General features: G+C 61.8%; 17 protein-coding genes, 1 tRNA gene and 1 pseudogene. 9 read left to right on the forward strand and 10 right to left on the reverse strand.

Annotated features, from left to right (window positions below; genetic code table 11):
* Positions 1–111 precede the first annotated feature (111 nt).
* Entirely contained in the window at positions 112–993 is an 882-nt protein-coding gene (locus tag BC360_RS13625; protein WP_065782943.1) for a LysR family transcriptional regulator, read from the forward strand.
* 101 nt (positions 994–1,094) lie between these two features.
* Here BC360_RS13625 and BC360_RS13630 read toward each other — a convergent pair whose 3' ends face one another.
* The 4 genes from BC360_RS13630 to BC360_RS13645 form a co-directional block, all read right to left on the reverse strand.
* Entirely contained in the window at positions 1,095–1,775 is a 681-nt protein-coding gene (locus BC360_RS13630) for a peroxiredoxin-like family protein (RefSeq protein ID WP_065795520.1), read from the reverse strand.
* 304 nt (positions 1,776–2,079) lie between these two features.
* Positions 2,080–3,843, reverse strand: coding sequence for an adenylate/guanylate cyclase domain-containing protein (locus tag BC360_RS13635; protein WP_065795521.1), 1,764 nt, complete (start codon positions 3,841–3,843; stop codon positions 2,080–2,082).
* Between the two features lie 400 nt (positions 3,844–4,243).
* Positions 4,244–4,320, reverse strand: a tRNA-His gene (locus BC360_RS13640).
* A 148-nt stretch (positions 4,321–4,468) separates the two neighbouring features.
* Positions 4,469–4,918: a phasin gene (locus BC360_RS13645; RefSeq protein WP_065782950.1), complete on the reverse strand. Its 450-nt coding sequence runs from the start codon at positions 4,916–4,918 to the stop codon at positions 4,469–4,471.
* Positions 4,919–5,148: 230 nt separating this feature from the next.
* Between BC360_RS13645 and BC360_RS13650 the strand changes: the two genes are divergently transcribed.
* Together BC360_RS13650 and BC360_RS13655 are read left to right on the forward strand one after the other, a co-directional pair.
* Entirely contained in the window at positions 5,149–8,757 is a 3,609-nt protein-coding gene (locus tag BC360_RS13650; RefSeq protein WP_065795522.1) for an ATP-binding protein, read from the forward strand.
* 92 nt (positions 8,758–8,849) lie between these two features.
* Positions 8,850–10,532: an ABC transporter permease gene (locus BC360_RS13655; protein ID WP_065783048.1), complete on the forward strand. Its 1,683-nt coding sequence runs from the start codon at positions 8,850–8,852 to the stop codon at positions 10,530–10,532.
* Positions 10,533–10,898: 366 nt separating this feature from the next.
* On the opposite strand, the gene BC360_RS13660 is transcribed toward BC360_RS13655, so the two are convergent.
* Entirely contained in the window at positions 10,899–12,851 is a 1,953-nt protein-coding gene (locus BC360_RS13660) for an acetoacetate--CoA ligase (RefSeq protein WP_065795523.1), read from the reverse strand.
* Between the two features lie 176 nt (positions 12,852–13,027).
* Between BC360_RS13660 and BC360_RS13665 the strand changes: the two genes are divergently transcribed.
* Positions 13,028–14,851, forward strand: coding sequence for an AsmA-like C-terminal region-containing protein (locus BC360_RS13665; protein ID WP_065795606.1), 1,824 nt, complete (start codon positions 13,028–13,030; stop codon positions 14,849–14,851).
* 51 nt (positions 14,852–14,902) lie between these two features.
* Here BC360_RS13665 and BC360_RS13670 read toward each other — a convergent pair whose 3' ends face one another.
* The 4 genes and pseudogenes from BC360_RS13670 to BC360_RS13685 form a co-directional block, all read right to left on the reverse strand.
* Complete coding sequence (locus tag BC360_RS13670; protein ID WP_065782959.1) at positions 14,903–15,718, reverse strand: ABC transporter permease; 816 nt, start codon at positions 15,716–15,718, stop codon at positions 14,903–14,905.
* Between the two features lie 3 nt (positions 15,719–15,721).
* Positions 15,722–16,633, reverse strand: a complete 912-nt coding sequence (locus BC360_RS13675) for an ABC transporter permease subunit (RefSeq protein WP_065795524.1) — start codon at positions 16,631–16,633, stop codon at positions 15,722–15,724.
* Positions 16,634–16,637: 4 nt separating this feature from the next.
* Positions 16,638–17,780, reverse strand: a complete 1,143-nt coding sequence (locus tag BC360_RS13680; protein WP_065782963.1) for an ABC transporter ATP-binding protein — start codon at positions 17,778–17,780, stop codon at positions 16,638–16,640.
* A 103-nt stretch (positions 17,781–17,883) separates the two neighbouring features.
* Positions 17,884–18,912, reverse strand: a pseudogene (locus BC360_RS13685) (polyamine ABC transporter substrate-binding protein); the annotation flags it as partial.
* A gap of 156 nt (positions 18,913–19,068) precedes the next feature.
* Here BC360_RS13685 and BC360_RS31540 point away from each other — a divergent pair.
* Positions 19,069–19,260, forward strand: coding sequence for a hypothetical protein (locus BC360_RS31540; RefSeq protein ID WP_065782967.1), 192 nt, complete (start codon positions 19,069–19,071; stop codon positions 19,258–19,260).
* Positions 19,261–19,315: 55 nt separating this feature from the next.
* Positions 19,316–20,269 carry a fatty acid desaturase family protein gene (locus tag BC360_RS13695; RefSeq protein WP_065782969.1) on the forward strand — a complete coding sequence of 318 codons (954 nt, stop codon included), beginning with the start codon at positions 19,316–19,318 and terminating at the stop codon, positions 20,267–20,269.
* Here BC360_RS13695 and BC360_RS13700 read toward each other — a convergent pair.
* On the reverse strand, positions 20,263–21,672 hold the full coding sequence (locus BC360_RS13700) for a helix-turn-helix domain-containing protein (protein ID WP_065795525.1): 1,410 nt from the start codon (positions 21,670–21,672) through the stop codon (positions 20,263–20,265). The two genes, BC360_RS13695 and BC360_RS13700, sit on opposite strands and share 7 nt — an antisense overlap.
* A gap of 229 nt (positions 21,673–21,901) precedes the next feature.
* Here BC360_RS13700 and aceA point away from each other — a divergent pair, with 229 nt between their 5' ends.
* The 3 genes from aceA (at position 21,902) to BC360_RS13715 (ending at position 24,903) form a co-directional block, all read left to right on the forward strand.
* Entirely contained in the window at positions 21,902–23,191 is a 1,290-nt protein-coding gene (aceA, locus tag BC360_RS13705) for an isocitrate lyase (RefSeq protein ID WP_065782973.1), read from the forward strand.
* Positions 23,192–23,273: 82 nt separating this feature from the next.
* A complete protein-coding gene (locus BC360_RS13710; RefSeq protein WP_053250421.1) occupies positions 23,274–23,513 on the forward strand; it encodes a hypothetical protein in 240 nt (79 codons plus the stop codon).
* Positions 23,514–23,793: 280 nt separating this feature from the next.
* Positions 23,794–24,903: a helix-turn-helix transcriptional regulator gene (locus tag BC360_RS13715; RefSeq protein WP_065795526.1), complete on the forward strand. Its 1,110-nt coding sequence runs from the start codon at positions 23,794–23,796 to the stop codon at positions 24,901–24,903.
* The last annotated feature ends 12 nt before the right edge of the window (positions 24,904–24,915 follow it).

A 24,915-nucleotide genomic window follows, 5' to 3' on the forward strand; every position in this document is an offset into this window, starting at 1 on the left:
CCTCCTCCTGATCTTGATTGTGGCGGCATGATCGCACTACGATTTGAACAAATCAATTTCCGATATTCAGCAACCGTTGTGCGCAAATTGAAGCCCATAGGGATAGGCAACATGAACTGGGACGATGTGAGAATGTTTCTGGCGGTCGCGCGCACCGGGCAGATCCTTGCCGCCTCCAAACGGCTTGGCCTCAACCATGCGACGCTTAGCCGGCGGGTCACAGCGCTGGAGGAAACGCTGAAGACGCGGCTGTTGGTGCGCCGGCCGAACGGCTGCGAACTGACGGCCGAAGGCGAGATCTTCCTGGCGGCGGCCGAGCGCATGGAAACGGAGATGCTGGCGGCGCAGTCACAGATCGGCCGCATCGACACGGCGATCGCCGGCACCGTGCGCATCGGCGCACCCGATGGATTTGGCGTCTCTTTCCTCGCACCGCGCCTCGGCCGGCTGACGGCGCGTTATCCGGAACTGAAGCTGCAGCTCGTGCCGGTTCCCCGCTCCTTCTCGCTGTCGCAGCGCGAAGCCGATATCGCCATCACCATCGAAAGGCCGGAACAGGGGCGCCTGGTCTCCTCCAAACTCACCGACTACACGCTTGGGCTCTACGCCTCATCGACCTATCTCGAACAGCACGGCACACCGCAAACGATCGACGACCTCAAGCACCATCGCCGCATCGGCTATGTCGAGGACCTGATCTTCACGCCGTCGCTGAATTTTTCCGCCGAGATCATGCGCAGCTGGGACGCCTCCTTCGAGATCTCGAGCGCCACCGGCCAGACGGAGGCCGTGCGCTCCAGCGCTGGAATCGGCATCCTGCACAACTACATCGCCCGGCACACGCCGGAACTCGAGCGCATTCTGCCGGAGACCACCATCCGGCGTGCCTATTGGACCACCTACCACGAAAGCGCGCGCGAACTGGTGCGCGTGCGGACCGTAGTGGCGTTTCTGCAGGAACTGGTGACGGCAGAACATCAGATGTTCGCCTGACCGCGCAACAGAGCCGGAGAGATCCGGGGCAATCGCGCGCCGGCGAATGTCTCTACCCACAGAATCCAACGCGGCGGTTTCGCCGAGCGCGTTTTTCGCTGTCAATGTGCGACTTGTAAAGCTGCCGACATCAATTCTTCGGAGTTCAGCGCTTGGCACATATTTCGGCCCTGGTCCTCAACTTCCGTGAAGCTCCAGCGCACCACACCTTCTCGATCGAGCAGGAACTGGCCGACGAGCTGCATATGGCCGGGTATCCTCACCTGCTGATCGGCTTCCGTGATTTCGTACCCATCCTGCTTGCTGAGAAGGTCGCCCGCGGTCGCCGGATCCATCGGTTCAGGCAATTCACCCGGCCGATCGACCCGCATCGTCATGATCACGTCCATTCCGACCTTGCGTGGCCAGTCGGTCTCATTCTCCGTGAACTCAAGGAGGGGTAAGCCGAAGGCGCGGTGTGAAGCTCGCTCCGGGTCCGATGCAGCAAGAAGACCGGGTATCGGATGATAGCGGAAATAGAGTCGCGCACGCTCGACCGGAGTGTTGACCACCGCTAGAGAATCGACGCCTTTTTCGCGCAGGGCCGCGTTGAACTGTGCCATCGCCGCGACATGGCGTCGGCAGAACGGACACAGCAGGCCTCGAAACAAACCGACCAACAACGGGCGACGGCCGCGAAAATCATCAAGTGCGATCTTCCCCTCGCGTGAGATCGCATCCAGCACAAAGTTCGGAGCCTGGTCGCCCGGTCGTAACGGATGGTCCAGATAATGCGCAGGCATGGTCAACCTCCTCGCCCGAAGGACCAGTGAAGAAGAGGCAGCACAACAAGTGTTTCGAGGTCGAGCCCCTACTGGGCGCAAACGCCCTGCTCCAGCGCAGAAAGTTCTCGACTTCCGCCATGTTGCCGAGGTCGAGATTAAGCGCCGCATGGCCTGATCTCTCGTCTTAGCGTACAGCCAGGATCGACCTGAGAATGGCCTCACATTGGCCCACGAGCAAGCAGTAAACAACGAATCGTCATCCGTGCCACGGGACGGCACGGCGGCGAGGTCGAATGGACCTCCTGACACACGCCTTCCCTGGTTAGATGGACACTCCGGCCTCGCGGAGTCCGTCCGCCAGTCGATCGAGTACATTGGGATCCCGGTAGGGCAAGGCCCGCCTGAGGTGATCGATGGAAAAGTTCGGGTTAACCTCGAATACCTCGTGCCAGTAGCGGCGCGCTTCCTCGTGGCGCCCGGTGCGACCATAGAGGCAGGCGAGATAAAAGCGCGTCATGTCCGATCGCGGCGCAAGCGCCAGGCGGCGCTTGAAGGCGATCTCGGCCTCGCCGAAACGGCCGAGGTTCAACAACGTCCGCCCCAGGAAATGCAGCGACAGGTCGAATTGCGGATCAAGCCGATGGGCCCGTGTGTAGAATGGCAGCGCGTCTTCGTACCGACCTTGGAAATCCCGTATCGTGCCAAGTGCGGTATGGCAGCTCGCGGAATTGGGATCGAGTTCGATCGCCCTTTGAGCGGCACGCTCCGCTTCGTCGAAGCACCGCATCCAGCAGAGCCCGAGCGAGAGAGCGTGATGGCCATGCGGCTCGTTATCGTCGATGTCGACGGCCCTTCGTGCCAGCTCCAAAGCGCGTTCAAGATCGTCGGCAGTCCCGCCGTTCCACCGATTGATGAAATCGGTCAAGACGATGATCGCGAGAGAAGCGTAGGCAGCCGCAAGCCCCGGATCGATGGCGATGGCACGCTCGAGCATGCTGCGCGCCTCGGCGGACGATACGGCGTTGAACCGCAGAATGGCCTGGCGGGAACGGACGAGCAGATCATAGGCTTCCGGATCGACCTTGCCGAGGCTCTCGCGTCGCTCTTCCTCGTCAGTTGTTAGCTTCACCTTGAGCGCGGTGACGATGGTGCGGGTCACTTCGTCCTGAACCGCGAAGATATCTTCAATTCCCCGATCGTAGCGCTCGGCCCATAGATGACCGCCGGTCGTGCCATCGATCATCTGGGCATTGATGCGGATTCGATCAGCTGCCCGGCGCACGCTGCCTTCCAGGACATAGCGGACGCCAAGTTCCCGGCTCACCTTGCGGATATCCGGCGCCTTGCCCTTGTAGGCGAAAGAGGAGTTGCGGGCGATCACGAACAGACCGGAAACCTTTGAGAGATCCGTGATGATGTCCTCGGTGATGCCGTCGGCGAAATAACCCTGCTCCGGGTCGCCGGACATGTTGTCAAACGGCAGAACGGCTATCGATGGCTTCTTTGGAAGCTGCGGCGGGGCTTCGGTGGTAATCTTGACGGGATCGTTCGTGCGGTCGTCCGGCGACCACGTCCAGATGTGCACCGGGCGTTCGATGTTCTTGACCTCGTGATGACCGCTGTCGACGAAGTCGAGGTCGATGCGACCATGCACATATTCATGAACGCCACCCGAAATGGCCACGCTGCCAGGCCTGGCAAGCGCCTCGATACGGGCCGCCACATTGACCCCATCGCCGTAGAGATCGCTGTCAGCGACCATGATGTCGCCCAAGTTGACGCCGACGCGAAGCACGATCGCCAGGTCTGGCGGCACGTCCTTGTTGGCGGCTGCCATGGCCCGCTGAAGTGCTGCGGCGCATTCGACGGCGTTGACGGCGCTGGAGAACTCGACGAGCACGCCGTCGCCGGTCCTCTTGAAGACACGGCCCTGATGTGTAGCGACGAGCGGCTCCAACACCTCTTTCCATCGCGCCATGAGCTGCGTGTAGGTGCTTTTCTCGTCACGCTCCATGAGCCGGCTGTAGCCGACTACGTCAGCCGCCAAAATGGCGGCAAGCCGCCGTGTGATGGGTTCGTTGGCCATGGACAATGGCGCCTTCCTGGGGCGCCTTCCTAGCGCCCATTGGCGAAATTTTACTGGCGTCTTGCTCCCATGTCCATTCGGCTTGAAGCTGGTTGGCCGATATCCAACATCGTTGCAGGGCGCGCCAACCTCCACTTGTGTGGCGCGCTGATGCGGTTCCAAAGAATGTCGGCTTCAGGGTGCGATCCGGCCCTCAGGAACGACCGGTTCGGGTCGATGGCGGAGATGGACACAGCGACGTTTGGAACTCCGCTCCTGCCTCAAAGCGGATTTTAGCGTTGGCACGACCAACCCGCACCGCCGATTGTGGTGCATTTGTCGTGCAAATATCCGGAGAACGTCGATAGAGACGGAAGCGGGTGCGCGAACAGCGTTTAATATCAGACAGATATAAAGAGAATGGTACGGTTGGGGGGTCTCGAACCTCCGACCTCAGGTGCCACAAACCTGCGCTCTAACCAACTGAGCTACAACCGCACATACAAGCGACATCAGTCGCTTGGCGGCTCACATACGGAGACTTCCGTCGCTTTGCAAGCCTAAATTTGAGATTATCCTGCAAAAAGACCGGATGGCAAGCCACCCGGTCCCATTCAAGTCCAGCGCGGCCAGGGGCCGGCGCGGATCAGACCTTCTTGAAGGAAGACATCGCCTTTTCAGCGGCTTCCTTGCCGGGCTTTGCGACATTCTCGGCAACCTTCTTGGTTGCTTCCTGCATCGACTTGGTCTGTTCGACGGCAAGCTCAGCCTGCTTGCGGAAGAACGAGGTCTGCAGTTCGACGAATTCGGACAGCGACTTCACGCCGAGCAGCGCTTCCATGTGCGAAAGCGAGTTTTCGGCATTGGTGCGCAGGGCGTCGATGGCCTTGAGGCCGAGCTCAACGCTACCGGTCTGGGCGCTTTCAAGCGTCGCTTCGACGGTCTTGCTGGCTTCCTCGGCAGCGGTCTTCATCTTGGAATAGGCGTCCTTCGACTGGGCGGCGCCCTTTTCCGCGAAGTCGCGGAAGCTGTCGGCAACCTTTGCCGGATCGAAAGAGGAGAAGGAAAATGCGTCGTCGGTCTTCTTGGTAGCCATGAAAGCGCTCCTTGGTGTCAGGGCCCTCTTTTGAGGCGCCGTTGATTGATGCACGCTATATAATCGATCCGCTTGTGCATTGCAATAAAATTGTGCAGTGCACAAAACTACCTGCGTTAACCCTTCGCACTGAAAGGGGTGAGCGAGGGCCGCCGATTGCTGGACCCTCAGCCTCTCGGCGGGTATTAATAGAGTGTTAACGTACCAGCGATCCGTCAATAGGCCCGTCCATGCCCGCAAGACAGTACCCCTTCATCGACATTGCCGTGCATGAGCGGGTGCGCGAACATTTTGCGCGCGGTGATGCGGCGATCCTGTTTTCGAGGGATCTCAGCCGCGTTCTCTGGGCCAACGATCAGGGTGCCGCGTTCTTCGGCGTCGGTTCCATCTACGACTTCATCGACACAGGCCCCAATCCGAACGACTTGTCGGCGCGCCAGTTGAAGGCGGCTGCGACGCAGCTCGTTTCGGTCGGCGACCGTCGTCAGCTTTTGATGCGCATTGCCTCAGGCTTTCGAAGCGTGCCGCTGAACACGGCGGTGGAACTGATCCGTGTTCGGCCAGACGAACTCGGCGTCCTCTTCACCGCGCCCCATTCCGGAAAACCGCTTTCGACGGAAGATCGGGCTGCGCGCATGATCGCCGGGCTCGACGGCCCGGACACGCACATGGCCGTGCTCGACGCCGACGGCGCGATCGTCGCACAGTCACCGGGTTTTGCCAATCTCGGCATGTCCGACGAGACGCGGCGCCAGCTCGTCTTGGCCGTTGCCCGCGACCACGACTGGCTGATCAAGCGGCCGGTCGCCACGGCAAAGGGACACCTGCCCGCCGCCATCGGCAAGATTGCCGACGCACCGGCGCTTCATCTTCTTTTTGCGGTGGAAACCATCCTTGGAAACCTCGACCCGGATGAAGCACCGGCCGAGCCTTTGCAGCCGGCGGCACCGGTTCAGGATATCACCGAAACCGATGTTGCTACCGAGGTCGGGCCGGCTGCCGTCGAACCGGACGCCGCCATGGCTGCCGACGCCATGGAAACAGTCTACGAGCAATCGGTTCCCGGTGACCTGGGATCAACGGATGGGCAGATCGTCACCGAAGACGAAATCGAGCAGCCGCTTGCAGAGGCGGACGATATCGTCTCATCGACCGAGATCGAGGAAGCTTCGCGCGACCTCACCATCGACGCCGATGTCGAGACGCCGTTGGAAATGACGACGGCCGAAACAGCGGATGAGGCCCCAGGGCAGACAGACGCCACCGACGGCGACGCGGAGCAATTGCCGACCGCCGAGCCAGCCCCCGTCGCCGACCTGGTGCCGGCGGAAACGTCCGAGCACGGCGACGCGGCCACTGACGCTCAATCCGACTTCGCCTTTGCCACCGGCGGGCGGGCGGTGCGGTTCGTCTGGAAGATCGACGCGGAAGGCCAGTTCAGCGAAATCTCGGAGGAATTTGCCTCGGCCGTCGGGCCGAAGGCCGCCGACGTGATCGGCGTCAGCTTCGCCTCCCTCGCCGCGCGCTACGGCCTCGACCCCGACAACAAGATCAACGCGCTCTTGCACCGCCGCGACACCTGGTCCGGCAAGACGATCTTCTGGCCGGTGGAAGGCACGAGCCTCAAGGTCCCGGTCGACCTTGCCGCCTTGCCTACCTACTCGCGCTCGCGGGAATTCGATGGCTTCCGCGGTTTCGGCATCGTGCGCGTTGCGGACGCCGTCGAAGACGAAAACGCCAGCGGCCTTTCACTCGATCGTGACGGGGGTGCGATAGAGGATGTGGTCGTCCCGGCTTCGGCTGACGACCTGCCAGCGGCTAACGAGATCCGCGCCGACGGCGAGCGTGAGACCGAGGAGCCCTTGCTTTTTTCTGACGAGCCGCAGTCGACCGAGGCAGTAACGGCCGACCAGCCTGCGGTGCCGGCCGATCCATTCCTCGGCGAACGCCCGGCGCTTCGCATCGTCGAGACGCCTGGACGGCGGGCTTCCGACAAGATCATCCAACTCGAGCAACACCGCCCGGCCGGCTCGAGCGCGCTCACCCGCGGCGAACAGGCGGCGTTTCGCGAAATCGCGCGACAGCTCGGCGAGAATTTTGTGGCGCGCGCAGACGCGCAAGCTCCCCAATCTGACGAGGCTTCCAACGACGCCATCCAAGGCGAAACGGAACAGCAGGTATCCGAACCCGTCGACGAAGCAGCTCCTGAGGCCGCGCCAATCGCGACCAACGAGCCCGAGCTTGTGACGCCAGAGGCTTCGATCGAGGTGGCCGCAGCCGAACCTCGGTCCGACGACCTGGCCGAGGCGGGCATGGATCCGGCTGCGATCGCGACCGTTGGCTTCAGCGGTGAGATCCTTGATAGCCTGCCTGTCGGCCTGCTCGTGCATCTCGGCGACGACTTGCTGCACGCCAATCCGGAATTCCTGCGACTGACGGGCTACGACACTCTCGATGATTTCAAGCAGGAAGGCGGCATTGACGCGCTCTTTGCCAATGACGAAGAGATCGGCGACACTGAGCCCGACGGCACGATGACGCTGATCCGCAAGACCGGTCAGCTCGTTGCGGTGACGGCGCACCTGCATTCGATCCGCTGGGACGGCAAGAGCGCGCTGATGCTGGCGCTGGCATCGACCGAAGTCTCGCAACCCCATGACAGCGAAGCCGGCCAGGCTGAAGTTAGCCAGACGCCCGTCGCCGATGAACAGGTCGGCAAGCTCAAGACCGAAATCGACGAGTTGCGCTCGATCCTCGAAACGGCGACCGACGGTGTCGTCATTCTCGGACATGACGGCGATATCCGCTCGATCAACCGCTCGGCGAGCGCCCTCTTCAACTACGATGAGAGCGAAATCCGCGGCAAACCGTTTGCGGCGCTCTTTGCCCATGAGAGCCAGAAGGCCGTCATCGACTACCTGCAGGGCCTGTCCGGCCACGGTGTTGCCAGCGTGCTCAACGACGGCCGCGAGGTAATCGGCCGCGAGGCGGCAGGCGGTTTCCTGCCGCTGTTCATGACCATCGGCCGCCTTTCCGCCTCCAACGGCTATTGCGCCGTCATCCGCGACATCACCCAGTGGAAGCGGACCGAGGAAGAGTTGCGCAGCGCCAAGCGCGCGGCGGAGACGGCAAACGCCCACAAGACCGAGTTCCTGGCGCGCGTCAGCCACGAGATCCGCACGCCTCTCAATGCGATCATCGGCTTTTCCGACATGATGGCGAGCGAGCATTTCGGCCCTGTCGGCCATCCGCGCTATATCGAATATGCCGGCGACATCGGCCGCTCCGGCCGCCATGTGCTCGACATCGTCAACGACCTGCTCGATATCTCGAAGATCGAGGCGGGCGAGATGGATCTCGACTTCGGCTCCGTCGAAATCAACGACGCGGTTTCCGAAGCGGTGTCGCTGGTGCAGCCGCAGGCAAACAGCCAGCGCGTCATCATCCGCACGTCGTTTTCGGCAGCGGTGCCGAGCGTGGTTGCCGACAGCCGCTCGATCAAGCAGATCGCGCTCAATATCCTGGCAAATGCCATCCGCTTCACACCATCCGGCGGCCAGATCGTGGTGTCGACCTCCTATGAGGCGAACGGCAGCGTGATCCTGCGCATCCGTGATACCGGCGTGGGCATGACGCGCGGAGAACTGGACCAGGCGATGAAGCCCTTCCGGCAGGTGACCACCGGAGGCCGCAAGCGTGGCGACGGTACCGGGCTCGGTCTTCCGCTGACCAAGGCCATGGCCGAGGCCAACCGCGCCCAGTTTGCCATCACCTCCGCACCGAACGAGGGCACGCTGGTGGAAATCTCCTTCCCGTCACAACGCGTCTTGGCGAACTGACGACAGATGCTGTAAGGAAATGTTGACTTGAGGAAGCCAGTTTGTTGGCATCCTCACAGCTTTCCTTGCCGTTTCGCTCCGGATTCGATCGATTGCAGTCCACGTCACAAAGTCTCAAGCGGCGCCGCAACGGCGCGAGAACCGGTCTTTCCCATCCGTTGCTCGCCTTGTGGGCCGGAGGCGCTTCGTTGATCGTGCTGATGCCGATCCTCGCCATCACATGGCTTGCGATTTCGGGGGGTGGCTCAGACTGGCCGCATCTCATGCAAAACGTCATCCCGCGCGCCACGATCCGCACGTTGCTGCTGATCGGGTTGACCGGTGCGGTCACCGCCGTCGTCGGCATCCTGACGGCATGGCTGGTGGCGAGCTGTGAGTTTCCGCTGCGCCGACTGCTGTCTGCGGCCTTGGTGCTGCCGCTTGCCATTCCCGCTTACCTCGCGGCCTATGCGTTCGGCGAACTGTTCACCTTCACCGGGCCGCTGCAGGGGCTGATCCGCGCCATCTTCGGTTTCAAGACCAGCCGCGACTACTGGTTCCCCGACATCCGCTCGCTCGGCGGCGCGGTCCTGGTGCTGAGTTCCGTGCTCTATCCCTATATCTATCTCGCCTGCCGCTCGATGTTCCTGATGCAGGGGCGCGCAGCGGCCGACGTTGCCCGCACGCTCGGCGCCGGGCCACTCAAGGTGTTCTTCCGCATCCAGATCCCGATGGCACGACCGGCGATCATGATCGGCCTGACGCTGGTGGCGATGGAGACGCTGAACGACATCGGCGCAGTCGAATTCCTCGGCGTGCAAACGCTGACCTTCTCGATCTTCGACACCTGGCTCAACCGCGGCAGCCTTGCCGGCGCCGCGCAGATCGCCTGCATCATGCTCGTCTTCGTCATCGGATTGATGATGATCGAGCGCGCGGCGCGGCGCAGGCAGCGCTTCTCCAGCCAGAAGACGACATCGGCAGTGCACGATGCCACCAGGCTGTCGCTCTCCGGTTGGAAGAAGTGGGCCGCGACGATCGCCTGCCTGCTTCCGGTTCTCTCCGGCTTTGCTGTGCCGTTCCTGATCCTCGGCAATTACGCGCTGAAGCGGCTCGATCAATTCATCGAGCCACGGCTGCTGAACGCACTCTTCCATAGCATCCTGGTTTCCGGTGCCACGGCGCTGGTTACGGTGCTGCTCGGCTTCGTGCTTGCCTATGCCGCCCGCACCGGACGTTCGCGCTTTACCGACACGGCCGGCCGCCTCGCCTCTTTCGGCTACGGCGTGCCCGGCACGGTTCTGGCGATCGGCGTGCTCTTCCCGCTGGCCGCGCTCGACAATATGGTCGACGCCGGCTTTCGCAGCATCCTCGGCATATCCACGGGTCTCCTGATGACGGGAACGGGCTTTGCCATCATCTATGCCTGCACCGTGCGCTTCCTCACCATGGCCGAAGGCACGCTGGAGGCCGGCTTCCAGAAACTGTCGCCGCACCTCGACATGGCCGCACGCGCGCTCGGCCGCACCGGCGGGCAGACGCTGCGCACCGTGCTTCTGCCGATGATGCGCCCAGCCGTCTTGACCGCAGCACTTCTCGTCTTCATCGAGACCATGAAGGAACTGTCGGCGACGATCATGCTGCGCCCGTTCAACTTCAACACCCTGGCAACGCTCGTCTATGAGGACGCATCGCGTGCCAAGGTCGAGGATGCATCGGTGGCCGCGATGATCATCGTCGTTGCCGGCATGATCCCCGTGATCCTGGTTTCGAGATCGATGGAACGCCGCCCCTAGAGCATGTCGCGCAAAAGTGCGCAGCGGTTTTCCGAAAGTAAATGCTTAAAAAATATAGGATAGCGCGTCTCCGCAACGGCGCCCGAAACGCTTTAACGCTGCCACCCTCAAGGCAAAAAAAGAGGTGGCTGGGAGGCCACCTCGATAATTGAATGCTAAACCAACAAATGCTCGAGAAGTAATGACATCATGTCTGCGGCGGCATCGCTGCCAGGCGCCGACCACTCATCGGCCGGCCTCAAGTTGGCATGACCATGCGCCCGCAATCGTAAACAAGACCTTACCAGCCGATCCGACAATTTTAGGGATTTATCAGCAAGTCTGAAGCCTTGGTTAATTCCAAAAGCGCGAACAAGTTAACGCCCCTCAATTTTTGAGGGCATCGAGCCCGGCAAAAAGATCGAGCGCTTCCGGGTTGGCGAGGGCCTCCTTGTTCTTGACCGGGCGTCCATGCACGACGTCGCGCACCGCCAGTTCGACGATCTTGCCGGATTTCGTGCGCGGAATATCCGCGACCGCGATGATCTTCGCCGGCACGTGGCGCGGCGATGCGCCGGTGCGGATGCGGTTCCTGATCGCCTTCTCCAACGGCTCATCGAGCGAGACGCCGGATGCCATGCGCACGAACAGCACGACGCGCACGTCGTCCTCCCAATCCTGTCCGATGCAGAGTGCTTCGGCGACCTCTTCCATCTGTTCGACCTGGTTATAGATCTCTGCCGTGCCGATGCGCACGCCGCCTGGATTGAGCGTCGCATCCGAGCGGCCATGGATGACGATGCCGCCATGCGACGTCCATTCGGCGAAATCGCCGTGGCACCAGACATTGTCGAAACGTTCGAAATAGGCGGCGCGGTATTTGACGCCTTCGGGATCGTTCCAGAACATCACCGGCATCGACGGGAACGCCTTGGTGCAGACCAGTTCGCCCTTTTCGCCGCGCACGGAGCGGCCCTCGTCGTCCCAGACGTCGATCGCCAGTCCGAGGCCCGGGCCCTGGATCTCGCCGCGCCAGACCGGCTTCAGCGGATTGCCGAGCACGAAGCACGAGACGATGTCGGTGCCGCCGGAAATCGAGGCAAGCTGGACGTCCGACTTGATGCCCTCATAGACGAAGGAGAAGCCTTCGGGCGATAGCGGCGAGCCGGTCGAGGTCAGCAGGCGCAGGCTTGAAAGGTCGTGGGTCTTTGCCGGCTCAAAACCGCCCTTGCGGACCGCGTCGATGTATTTTGCCGATGTGCCGAAGACGGCAAAGGTTTCTTCCGCCGCATAATCGAAGAGGACGTTGCCGTCCGGATAGAACGGCGAGCCATCAAACAGGCAAAGCGTCGCGCCGACGGCCAGACCGGAAGCGAGCCAGTTCCACATCATCCAGCCGCAGGTGGTGAAATAGAAGAGCTTCTCGCCGTCGCCCAGCCCGCAGTGGAAGCGATGCTCCTTCAAGTGCTGCAGCAGCGTGCCGCCGGCCGAATGAACGATGCACTTCGGAACACCCGTGGTGCCCGAGGAGAACAGCACATAGAGCGGATGGCTGAACGGCAAGCGCTCGAAGGTGAGCGCCTTGGCTGCAAACGGAGCGGTGAAATCGTCGAGCGTCACGCCTTCGGCGATCGATGCCGCCAGCACCCTCGCTTCGCCCGCATAGGGAACGATGAGCGTCGGCACGCCCAGAACTGCCGAGACCGCCCGAACCTTGGCGTCGACGTCCTGGCGTTTGCCGTTGTACCAATAGCCATCGCAGGCGACGAACAGTTTCGGGGCGATCTGACCGAAGCGGTCAAGAACGCCCTGCTCGCCGAAATCGGGAGAACAGGACGACCAGATCGCACCGATCGAGGCCGTGGCCAGCATGAGCGCGATCGTTTCGGGCATGTTGGGCATCATGGCGGCGACACGGTCGCCCTTGCCGATGCCGCGCGCCTTCAGCGCCTGCTGCAGCCGCGAGACCAGTGCGCGCAGATCGTCCCAGGAAAGCCGGTAGCTGACCTTGTCCTCGCCGCGGAAAACGAGCGCATCGTCGCTGCCGGCCCGCCGCAGCAGGTTCTCGGCAAAATTCAGCGCCGCCTCGGGGAAGAACCGGGCGTCGAGCATGCGATCGCCATTGACCAGAGCCGTCGCGCCGCGATCGCCGATGACTTCGCAATGCTCCCAGACCGCCGTCCAGAAATCGCCGCGCTCAGCAACGGACCACGCGTGAAACGCGTCGTAATCGGCAAAGTTCGTGCTGAAGCGTTCGCCGCACCAGGCGATGAACTGCGCCATCGGGCTGTGCTCGCGGATCTCTGGACCGGGAACCCACAAAGGTTGCTCAGACTGCATGCTTTCCTCCACTCCTACTCCACGCTCTCTATACCATGCTGCAACGCAAAATAAACAGCAGGAGTACCTGCTCCGGCGTCGCATTGGCGACATTTCCGTGTCGACCGCATTTGATTTATGCGGGCCGAAAGCCTATCCAAGCTGCGTGATCCCAAGCGATGGGCAAACCGGCGGAAATGACAAGAAAAATCCTGCATATGATGGGTGATTCACGCCCGTGGTCGCGGCTTCGCCGTCGCCATTTCCTCTGGCCGGCGGCGATCGGCATCGTCCTGGCCGTCGGATACAACGCGGCCCTGCCGCTCGTCATCTCGACGACGGACGTGCGGCCGACGATGGAGCGCATGCTCGACGCCTGGTCGGGCGGAAAAAGCAGGATAACCGGCGAGCCGGACATCCGCTTCTGGCCGAACCCGACGCTGACATTGTACGGAGCCACGATCGAGACGACCGATGGCAATCCCCGCACCCTCGCTCGGATCGGCAGCATCACCGCGGCCTTCAGCCTGCTTTCCGCGCTTCGCGGCGAGCCGGCGCTGGAAGACATCCGCCTGATCGAGCCGGTGGTGACGCTGGAGCGCGGCATCGACGGCACGCTGAATTGGGAGCGACCGCGCTGGCTTGCACCGCGCGAGCCCACCGCCGACAGCGACGACACGCCCTTCGGCGACATCACCATCGAGAATGGCCGTCTGCAGGTCTTCGACCGGGCGACCAACTATGCGCGTGAATTTCCCGGCATATCCGGCACCGTGAAGTGGCCCTCCTTCGCCGGACGGCTGAATGCGCAACTGTCGACCATGATCGGCGGGCAGGCCGTGACCTGGTCGCTTGCCTGCGACGAACCGCTGACGCTTTTGGCCGGCCGCAACACGACGCTGAAGACGTCGCTGACTTCCGCCCCCCTCAATTTCTCCTTCGAAGGCGTCGGCAATCTGTCGATGAAACCCTTCGCCTCCGGCCGTCTTCAGGTTTCCACCGCATCATTGCCGGCGCTTGCCGCCTGGTTCGAGGGCAAGGCGCACGAAGGGCTGCCCGAGAGCAGCTTCAATCTCAATGCCAATGTCACGACCGGGGACGCGACGCTGAAGCTGGACGACCTGCGCCTGGCGCTCGGCGGCGCGAACGCAACCGGTGTGCTTGACGTTGCCGTTCCTGCCGACGACACGCCACGCGTGGAGGGCACGCTCGCCTTCGACCGGATCGATCTCAACGGGCTGCAACCGCTCTTCGCGCAGCTCCCTGTCGATCCCGAAGAACTTGCCAGGCACATGACGGACGCTTTCGCCCGCACATGGCGCGTCGACGTGCGCCTTTCGACGCAGGAAGCGGCGATCGGCCCGCTGCGGCTAACCGACGTGGCGGCCGGCGTCATGATCGATCACGGGCGTGCGTCGCTCGATATCGGCGACAGCACCTATGCCAACGGCAGGCTCAGCGGCCGCCTCGTACTGTCGGAAGCCGGCTTGACGCGCGGCGGCAAGCTGGAGCTGGTTCTGAAGGACGCGGATCTTGCGGCGGCCGTCGCTGACTTCGGCTTCACCGGCCCGGTGCCGACGGGACGCGGCAACGTCAATCTCGATCTCGCGATCGACCATCCGTTCTGGACGCCGCAGGCAACCGATGCATCCGGACGCCTGACATTGTCGCTTGCCAACGGAAAACTATCCGAATTCGACGCCAACGCCTTCTCCGACCTGGTCCGCAAGGGTGAGTTCTTCTCGTTGTCGCAGGCCGGCAGCGGCACCTTCGATTTCCAGCGGGCCGACATCGAGGCGCGCTTCAGCGACGGATCGGCCCGGTTGAACCGCGCAACTTTTACCGGGCCTACGGGAAGCCTGTCGATCAACGGCGTCGTCCCCTATCGCAGCGGCAGCCTGGCCCTCGCCGGGACCTTTACCGACGCGAGCAATGCAGCGCAGCGATTGCGGTTCTTCGTCGGCGGCTCCTGGCCGAATGCGGTGATCTCGCCGCTTTCCGTTCTCGGCGAGCCCAACTAAAACGGCCGGCGCTTGCACGCCGGCCGTCCTCTTCAAAAACCGACCTGAGCGCTACTGCGCAAAAGCGGCGCGCTCGTCCTTCTCGCGTTGTGCTTCACGCTGCTTGGTGACGATCGAGGCGACGACGACGCCGATCGCGACAATACCGATGAGGATCGTGCAGATCGCGTTGATTTCAGGCGTCACCCCCAGGCGAACCTGGCTGTAGATCTTCATCGGCAGCGTGGTGGCACCGGGCCCCGTGGTGAAGCTCGAGATCACGAGATCGTCGAGCGACAGCGTGAAGGCCAGTACCCAACCGGAAAAGACGGCCGGCGCGATCACCGGCAGGGTGATCGCAAAGAAGGTCCTGACCGGGGTCGCACCTAGATCCAGCGCTGCCTCCTCGATCGACTGGTCGAAGCTTAGGAGCCGTGACTGCACGACGACGGCAACGAAGCACATGGTGAAGGTGATGTGCGCAAGGGTGATCGTCCAGAAACCGCGATCGAGCCCGATGGCGACGAACAGCAGCAGCAGCGACAGGCCGGTGATCACCTCGGGCATGACGAGCGGCGCATAGACCATGCCGGAAAACAGCATGCGGCCGCGAAAGCGCGTGTAGCGCACCAGCGCCAAAGCCGCGAGCGTTCCGAGCACCGTCGCGCAGGTGGCCGAGAGCAGCGCGACGCGGATGGTGACCCAGGCCGCGTCAAGAAGCGCCTGATTGTGCCAGAGTTGCGCGTACCACTTGGTCGAAAACCCGGCCCAGACGGTGACGAGTTTCGATTCGTTGAACGAGAAGATCACCAGCAGCACGATCGGCAGGTAGAGGAAGCCGAAGCCGAGCACGATGGAGGCGATGTTGAAGCGTGACCAACTGCCCATGACCTACCTCCCCTCGCCGTCGGCTTTGGCCTGCGCGTTCTGGAAGAACACGATCGGTATCACCAGAATCAAGAGCAGGATCGTTGCCACCGCCGAGGAAACCGGCCAATCGCGGTTGGCGTTGAACTCGTTCCAGAGCGTCTTGCCGATCATCAGCGTTTCCGATCCGCCGAGCAGATCCGGGATGACGAACTCGCCGACCGCCGGAATGAAGACAAGCAGGCAGCCGGCAACGACGCCGGCCAGCGACAGCGGGAAGGTGACGCGCCAGAAGGCCGAGAAAGGCGTGCAGCCGAGATCCAGCGCCGCCTCCGTCAGGGTGTGATCCATCTTCTCGAGCGACGAGTAGATCGGCAACACCATGAAGGGCAGATAGGAATAGACGATGCCGATATAGATCGCCCAATTGGTGTTGAGGATGATCAGCGGCTGGTCGATGACGTTGATGCTCATCAGGAACTGATTGAGCAGCCCCTCCGGCTTCAGGATAGCGATCCACGCGTAGACGCGGATCAGGAAGCTGGTCCAGAACGGCAGGATCACCAGCATCAGAAGCGTCGGGCGGATCGATTTCGGCGCCTTCGCCATGCCGTAGGCGATGGGGTAGGCGATCATCAGCGTCAGGATCGTCGAAATGCCGGCAATGATGACGCTCGACACATAGGCGTTGAAATAGAGAACGTCCTCGGTCAGCCAGACATAGTTGTCGAGCGAGAACTCCCGCGCCTTCTCCATGATGCCGGAAAGGCCGCCGAAGAGATCGAAGACCGGCCTATAGGGCGGCATCGCCACCGCAGTCTGCGACAACGAAATGCGAAAGACGATGAAGAAGGGAATGAGAAAGAAGAACAGCAGCCAGGCATAGGGGATGATGATGACCAGGCGGCTGAAGAGGGCTGATGCAACTCTCTCCATGGCCTCAATCCTTCAAGACGACGCCGGCGTCTTCGCCGAACGAGATCCAGACCTGTTGGTCGTAACCGAAGGGGTCTTCGACAGCGCGCACTGCGTTGAGCGAGGACGCCTTGACCACCCTTCCATCTTTCAGCCTGACGTGAAAGACGGTCATGTCGCCGAGATAGCCGACGTCCCAGATCTCACCCTCGACGGCATTGACAGGCGCATGCGCCGGCGGCTGCCGGCTGACACGGATCTTTTCCGGGCGAATGGCGACCGCAGCCTTGGCCCCGATGGCCAGCTTCTCCGGCGATGCCATGCGGACGGGAAAGCCGTTGCCGGTTTCAATGCTGAGATAGCCGCTTTCGGCGGCAGCGACGGTTCCGTCGAAGATATTCACGTCACCGATGAAGTCGGCGACGAAACGCGAGTTCGGCGCCTCGTAGATTTCGGCCGGTGTTGCCACCTGCGCGACCTTGCCGTGGCTCATGACCGCAATGCGATCGGCCATCGTCATTGCCTCCTCCTGGTCGTGCGTGACCACGACGAAGGTCAGGCCGAGCTCCTGCTGCAGGTCCATCAGCTCGAACTGGGTTTCCTCGCGCAGTTTCTTGTCGAGCGCCCCGAGCGGCTCGTCGAGCAGCAACACCTTCGGCCGCTTGGCGAGCGAGCGCGCCAGCGCGACGCGCTGACGCTGGCCACCGGAAAGCTGGTGCGGCTTGCGCTTGGCAAACTTTTCGAGCTTCACCAGCTTGAGCATCTGGCCGACACGCTCGGCGATGTCGGCCTTCGGCATGCCGTCCTGCTTCAAGCCGAAGGCGATATTGGTCTCCACGGTCATATGCGGAAACAGCGCATAGGACTGGAACATCATGTTGACGGGCCGCCGGTAGGGCGGAATACCGGCAAGGCTCTGGCCGTCGAGGATGATTTCGCCCGAGGTCGGCTGCTCGAAACCGGCCAGCATGCGCAGGAGCGTCGACTTTCCGCAGCCCGAGGCCCCCAGGAGCGCAAAGAATTCGCGCGTATAGATGTTGAGCGAAAGGTCATCGACGGCGGTGAAATCGCCGAACTTCTTGGTGACGTTCTTGACGGAAATGAATGGCTTGGACGCAGGATCCGCCCAGGGGGCGAAAGAGCGCCTGATACTGCCGAGTGACTTCATCATCTATCCCCGAATGATACAGCCGATGGGCACTCTCGTTTTCTGCGGTGCCCCCTTTAAGAAAATTGCCCGGATTTTGAGGTCCGGGCAATTCGTTTCGGTCTTACTGGCCGGTGACGACCTTTGTCCAGAGCCGGGTCAGCACCCTCTGCTCCTTCGCCTCGAACGGCGTGACAGTGAACAGTTTCTGCATCACATCATCAGTGGGATAGATGGCGGTGTCTTCGAGAACCGCCTTGTCGAGGAACTGCTGCGAGGCCTTGTTGCCGTTGGCGTAGAAGACATAATTCGACGCCTTGGCGACGACCTCCGGCTTCATCAAATAGTTGAGGAACTCATGCGCTTCAGCGACATGCGAAGCGTCTGCCGGAATGGAGAGCATGTCGAACCACATCTGCGCGCCCTGCGAGGGGATCGCATAATCGACCGTCACGCCGGCCTTGGCTTCGGCCGCACGGTCGCGGGCCTGAAAGACGTCGCCGGAAAAGCCGACTGCGAGGCAGATGTCACCGTTGGCAAGCGCGTTGATATATTCCGACGAATGAAACTTGCGGATATTGGGACGAACGCTGGCAAGCAGTTCAGCCGCCTTTTCGAGGTCCGCCGCTTCGTGGCTATCCGGATTGAGACCGAGATAAGCGAGCGCCGACGGCATCACATCCGTCGGGGAATCGAGAACATGGATGCCGCAATCCTTGAACTTGGCGGCCAGTTCCGGCTTGAAGATGACATCCCAGTTGGGCTTCTCGTCGGTGCCGAGAATTTCCTTCATCTTGTCGACGTTGTAGCCGATGCCGGTGGTGCCCCACATATAGTCGACGGCGTATTCGTTGCCCGGATCGTACTTGGCCGTACGCTCCATGATCACGTCCCACATGTTGGCAAGGTTCGGAAGCTTGGACTTGTCGAGCTTCTGGAACACGCCCGCCGCGATCTGGCGCTGCAGGAAGGTCGCCGTCGGGACGACGACGTCATAGCCCGAGCCGCCTGCGAGCAATTTGGTTTCAAGGATCTCGTTGGAATCGAAGACGTCGTAGACGACCTTGATGCCGGTTTCCTTGGTAAAGTCTTCCAGAATGCTGCTGTCGATGTAATCCGACCAGTTATAGACGTTGACCACCCGCTCCTGCGCCGAAGCGAGCATGGTCGAGCCGGCCAGCATGATCGTCGTCATGGTTGTAACGATGAATTTGGACATACAGTTCCCTCGTTATTATCGGTCCGGACAAGGCCGCCCCGTGACACGGATCCAGGCCCATTCTGGATCGCTCCGGAGGCGAGGTTAGGCATGTTTCTCGACAACCTCAAGCGCTTTCGTGCCGGAAGGAAGCGGACATGTTTGCCGCCCTTGTTTTTGCAAGCCAAGGAAAATCGGGCACTTATGACGAAGGAAGCGCGACCTGCGCCGATCGGCGGAGCCAGGGCTGATATTGACGATGGCAACAACCAACTCGCGCACGCCCCGTTTGCGATTGATTAACCATAACGGGCATGCGATTTTTCCTCAAGTTGTGCATCAGGGTCTGGGCAGCGTCATGAGTGAACGGAACCGCAGGATCGATCCGAAGGAACTGAAGCGGCTTTCGATACTCGAGCCACAGAAATCGCTCGGCGCAATAGCCGTCGACTGGGCGACCATCGCCGCCGCCATCGTCGTTAGCGAGTATACCGGCAATGTTGTCATCTACCTGCTGGCCGTGATCCTGATTGCCGGACGCATGCATGCCTTCGGTTGCCTCGTTCACGAGGCGGCACACTACCGCATCATCAAGAACCGCAAGCTCAGCGACTGGATGAGCGATCTGTTGCTTGCCTGGCCGATGCTGGCGACCGTCGACGGCTATCGGCAGAACCACCTGGCACACCATCAACATGCCAACACGGACGACGACCCGGACTGGACGGCCAAGCTCGGCATGACACAGTTCACCTTTCCTCAAAAGGTGGCGCGCGGCGTGATGCAGCTGCTCGGCTATCTCATCGCCGTCAACTCCATCCGCGACATGGTGCACATGGCCAAGCGCATGTCGAAGAACGACCGGTCGACGCGAAGCTACAAGATGCTGCGCCTCGGCTTCTATGTCGCTGCGGCCGCCATCATCAGCCTGCTCGGCATCTGGCGCGAATTCGCGCTCTACTGGCTGGTGCCGTTCTTCACCTTCTTCTGCCTCTTCCTTTATGTGCGCAGCGTGGCCGAGCATTTTGGCAGCATGGACTATAGCGACGAGCTGACCAGTTCACGCACGGTCTATCCGCATACCTGGGAAAAGCTGTTCTTTGCTCCGCACAACATCAACTACCATCTCGAACACCATCTTTATCCCGGCGTGCCGTTCTACAATCTGCCGGAACTGCACGCGATCCTGATGCGCGACGAGGCCTATGCGGACAAGGCGCACATCACCCGCGGCTATACGACCGGGCTGCCGGCGGAATGCTTCTCCGCCAACGCGCCGCTGCTGCCGAGCGAGCATCCGATCAGCTACTGAAAATCAAAAACGCTGAGGCCCGTCGCCATCTCGTCGAGCCCAAGCGGGCGTGTGACGGGTGGCTCGGCGCGCGCAAGGCAGCCCTGCCGCTCGCAGAGACGGCAGGCCGCCCCGATGGCGATCGCGGGTGAACGCACCGCGCCATAGACCACCTCGTCGGCAAAGGAAGCCTCGCAACCGATCAGCAAGGCGGTGCGGCGAACCCGCTCTTCAAAGCCCGCCTGCGGACCATCGAGCGTGCGCGACACGGTGAGGAACGCCAACCCTTCAGTCGTCTCCACACGATCCACCAGGATCTGCCCCGGCACGGAGAAAGCGGCATGGATATTGAGCTTCGGACAGCCGCCGCCGAACCTGGCCTGTGGGAAGCCCGATGCGCCGGAACGACGGAGCCGGTGCCCGGCATTGTCGATCTCCATCAGGAAAAACGGAACGCCGGCCGCGCCGGGCCGCTGCAGCATGGTCAGTCGGTTGGCGACCTGCTCGAACGACACCTGGAAGCGCGCCCGCAGGATGTCGATATCGTATTTCGCCCGCTGGGCAGCAGCATGGAACGCCCCATAGGGCATCATCAGCGCGTGGGCGGCATAGCGGGCGAGTTCGAAGCGGCCGATGCGGCGCGCTTCGGCAGTCGAGAAGCGCAGCGGCTCAAGCTCCTGGACGATCGCCTCGTGACAGGCGATCGAGGCTGCCTCCATGGCAATCTCGCGCAGCTGGTCATAGGGCGACAGGCGCTCGGAGATAAACAGCCGCATGGAATGGCGATCGAACCGGCGGCGCAGATTGGGCATCGCGTGCACCGGCAGATTGCGCACGACCAGGCCGTGCTCCTTCTTCAGCCAGACCTTCAGCGCACTGATCAGATCGTCGCCGGGCGCAAGGGCGTCATAAAAGGCCTCTGCGGCCTCCTCGATCCGGACAAAATGATTGGGCCGCGCCTCCAGCGTCTCGCGCACCTCGTCCATCGGCAGACGCGTTCCCGACAACGCCTCCATATGACCCTGTCCGGCCAGGAGATCGGCGAGGTCCTTCAGCCGCGCCGCCTGCTCGCGATAGGCACGGTAAAGCTTGACAACACCGCCGGCGGCGTTCGGTGCCGCTTCGGCAACTTCGATCAACTCCTGATCCCCCGGCAACTCCGCCGCCAGCAGCGGATCGGCGAAGACTTCGCGCAATTGTGCCAGCCCACCGCCCGTCTCGCCCTGCAGCTCCTCCAGATCGACCTTGTAGACCGATGCGAGCTTCAGGAGCAGCTGGACAGTCAATGGCCGTTGATTGCGCTCGATCAGGTTGAGGTAGGACGGCGAGATGCCAAGCGCATCCGCCATGGCCGTCTGCGTCAGCGAGAGCCCGTTGCGGATCCGCCGCACACGCGGGCCGGCAAAGATCTTGTTCTCAGCCATTTGTCACTACCTTTACAAGTCTCGCGCCGATTGCGCATTTACATATTTTACAAATTTACTGCGCGCGCCTGTCAAAGGCAAGACAAGATAACCCTTTTGAAAGGCGCGTAGCTTCAATTCTTGTGGCTCTGTTGCGCAGCGCAATGTAAAAACTGTCACATCAACTCAAGACGAAGAAAGCCATACGACAAAAAGTCGAATGGCGGATGAGTTCCAGCAGGAGGAAGTAATGACTGATTTTTACAAGCTCGTTCCAAGTGCCCAACAAGGCCGCTTTGATGGCATCGAACGCCCCTACACCACAGAGACCGTGAAGCGGCTGCGTGGCTCGGTCGAGATCCGTTACTCGCTGGCCGAAATGGGCGCCAACCGCTTGTGGAAGCTCATTCACGAAGAGGACTTCGTCAACGCGCTCGGCGCGCTCTCGGGCAACCAGGCCATGCAGATGGTTCGCGCCGGCCTGAAGGCGATCTATCTCTCCGGCTGGCAGGTCGCCGCCGACGCCAACACCGCGTCCGCGATGTATCCCGACCAGTCGCTCTATCCGGCGAACGCCGCGCCGGAACTGGCAAAGCGCATCAATCGCACGCTGCAGCGCGCCGACCAGATCGAGACCTCGGAAGGCAAAGGGCTTTCGGTCGACACCTGGTTCGCACCGATCGTTGCCGACGCCGAAGCCGGTTTCGGCGGCCCGCTCAACGCCTTCGAGATCATGAAGGCCTTCATCGAGGCCGGTGCGGCAGGCGTCCATTATGAGGACCAGCTCGCGTCCGAAAAGAAGTGCGGCCATCTCGGCGGCAAGGTTCTGATCCCGACGGCAGCGCATATCCGCAATCTCAACGCGGCGCGGCTTGCGGCCGACGTCATGGGCACGCCGACACTCGTTATCGCCCGCACCGATGCGGAGGCCGCCAAGCTGTTGACCTCCGATATCGACGAGCGCGATCGTCCCTTCGTCGATTACGACGCCGGACGCACGGTCGAAGGTTTCTACCAGGTGAAGAACGGCATCGAGCCGTGCATCGCACGCGCCATTGCCTATGCACCACATTGCGATCTCATCTGGTGCGAAACCTCCAAGCCGGACCTGGAGCAGGCCCGCAAGTTCGCTGAAGGTGTGCACAAGGCGTATCCGGGCAAGCTGCTCGCCTACAACTGCTCGCCGTCGTTCAACTGGAAAAAGAACCTCGACGACGCGACGATCGCCAAGTTTCAGCGGGAACTCGGTGCGATGGGCTACAAGTTCCAGTTCATCACGCTTGCCGGTTTCCACCAGCTGAACTTCGGCATGTTCGAACTCGCCCGTGGCTACAAGGCCCGGCAGATGGCGGCCTATTCGGAGCTGCAGGAGGCGGAGTTCGCCGCCGAGGTCAACGGCTACACCGCAACCAAGCACCAGCGCGAAGTCGGCACCGGCTATTTCGATGCGGTATCGCTGGCCATCACCGGCGGCCAGTCATCGACGACCGCCATGAAGGAATCGACCGAGCACGACCAGTTCCGCCCGGCCGCAGAATGAAGGATCGGGGAGCGTGGCAATCCCTGCCCGCCACGCTCCCCGGGCAACCGACCAGAAACCTTTGAGCTCAAGGAGAACTCCAATGACAGTTCAGACACGCGTCAAGGAACGGGCCGAGGAACAGTCTTCGGCCATGACCCCGGACCAGCAGGCTGCCATCCGCATGGTCGCAAACGACCTGCACCGCCTCAACCAGGCCGTCATGAAAGCGGTCGATGCCGGCGTATCGGTCGAGCTCGTACGCTCGGCCCGCCACCACGGCGGCGAAGGCAACTGGGGCGACCTGTTGATCCCCGTCATCGTGACCCAGGGCAGATCATGACCATCCTTGCGATAACGGTTGCGATGGCGCTGCTTTCATCCAGCCTGCTTCGCCCAGGGGCAGTGGTCAGAGCCAGATACGCAATCTTTAGTTGTCGCCATCAAAGCCGCGAGGGAGAGCCGCGGTGAGTAAGTCCAGCATGGCCGGCCATAGTGCCGGCCATGCTGCGTTGGCTGGGGAGGATCGTATACAAACGACCGCCGTCATCCTGCTATTTCAAGTTGATTGAATCAGCGGCAGCCGGTTATATTAGCCAAATCTATCTCAGGTAGAGGCACGCATGTATCGATCGACGAAAGCTGCCGATACGGCCGAACTGACAGAGCTGATCTACGGCGCCGCCTTCGGCGACTGCGGCTGGCAGGACTTTTTGGATCGGCTGACGACGACGATGCCCAACGGGCGCTCCGCCCTTCACTACCACGATCTCTCCTCCCCCACGACCTACGTGCCCTATGTGTCCGGCTTCGCTGCCGAAGACATCGATCAGTTCAACAATCACTTCGCGGCCATCAATCCCTGGATACCGAAGTCGGTGCTCGTGCCGGTGGGGCACGGCCTTGCCGGCGAGCACATCGTTGCGCGCAAGGATCTGGTCAAGTCGGAATTCTACAACGACTGGCTGAAGCGCCGGACCGGGTGCGAGACCACCGTCGGCGTGACCATCGTGCGCAGTGCGACGCGAACCTTGCTCGTATCCACCTGCACCTCGTCGACGGACGAGGAACTCAATCAGCATGCCGCCGATCAATATACCCAACTGGCGCCCCATCTCAGGCGCGCCTTCGATTTTCTACGCCGGCGCGACCTGACGACGGTCGAACAACACGAAGGCCCGACCTTGCTCGACACGATCGGCGTCGGCCTCGTCTATGTCGGCGACAATCTTCGCATCCGCTCCATGAACGAATGCGCGCAGCGGATGACGGCGAATGGCTCGCCATTCCGCATTAGCGTCAACGGGCGCTTGTTCATGGATGAACCGGGGACGAATGCGACGCTGCAGCTTCTGGCCTTGCCGCCTGGCAGCCCGACGCAACCTCAAGTCCGTATTGTAAGGACCGCCGAGGACAGCGCCTTTCGCATTACGCTCGTCAGACGAAGCTCCAGCATCTTCACGGAACTCCTCGATGGACCAACGGTGGCCGTGCTGATCGAGCCCGCCACGTCTGTGGTGGGCGAACAGCATCTAAACCATCTGAAGGAGAGTTACGGCCTGACCCCGGCAGAAATCCGTATCGCTTCCGGCATTGCTGCGGGCCTGACGCTGAAGGAGATGTCCAGCGCCAACGGCGTGAGCTACGAGACGATCCGCACGCAGCTCAAGAGCATTTATAGCAAAACCCGGGTCAATTCGCAGGCTGGCCTCGTCAAGCTGCTGCTGCGCTGAACCTTGCGGCAC

This window comes from Ensifer sp. LC163 (assembly GCF_001695855.1).
Classification (GTDB): Bacteria; Pseudomonadota; Alphaproteobacteria; order Rhizobiales; family Rhizobiaceae; genus Ensifer.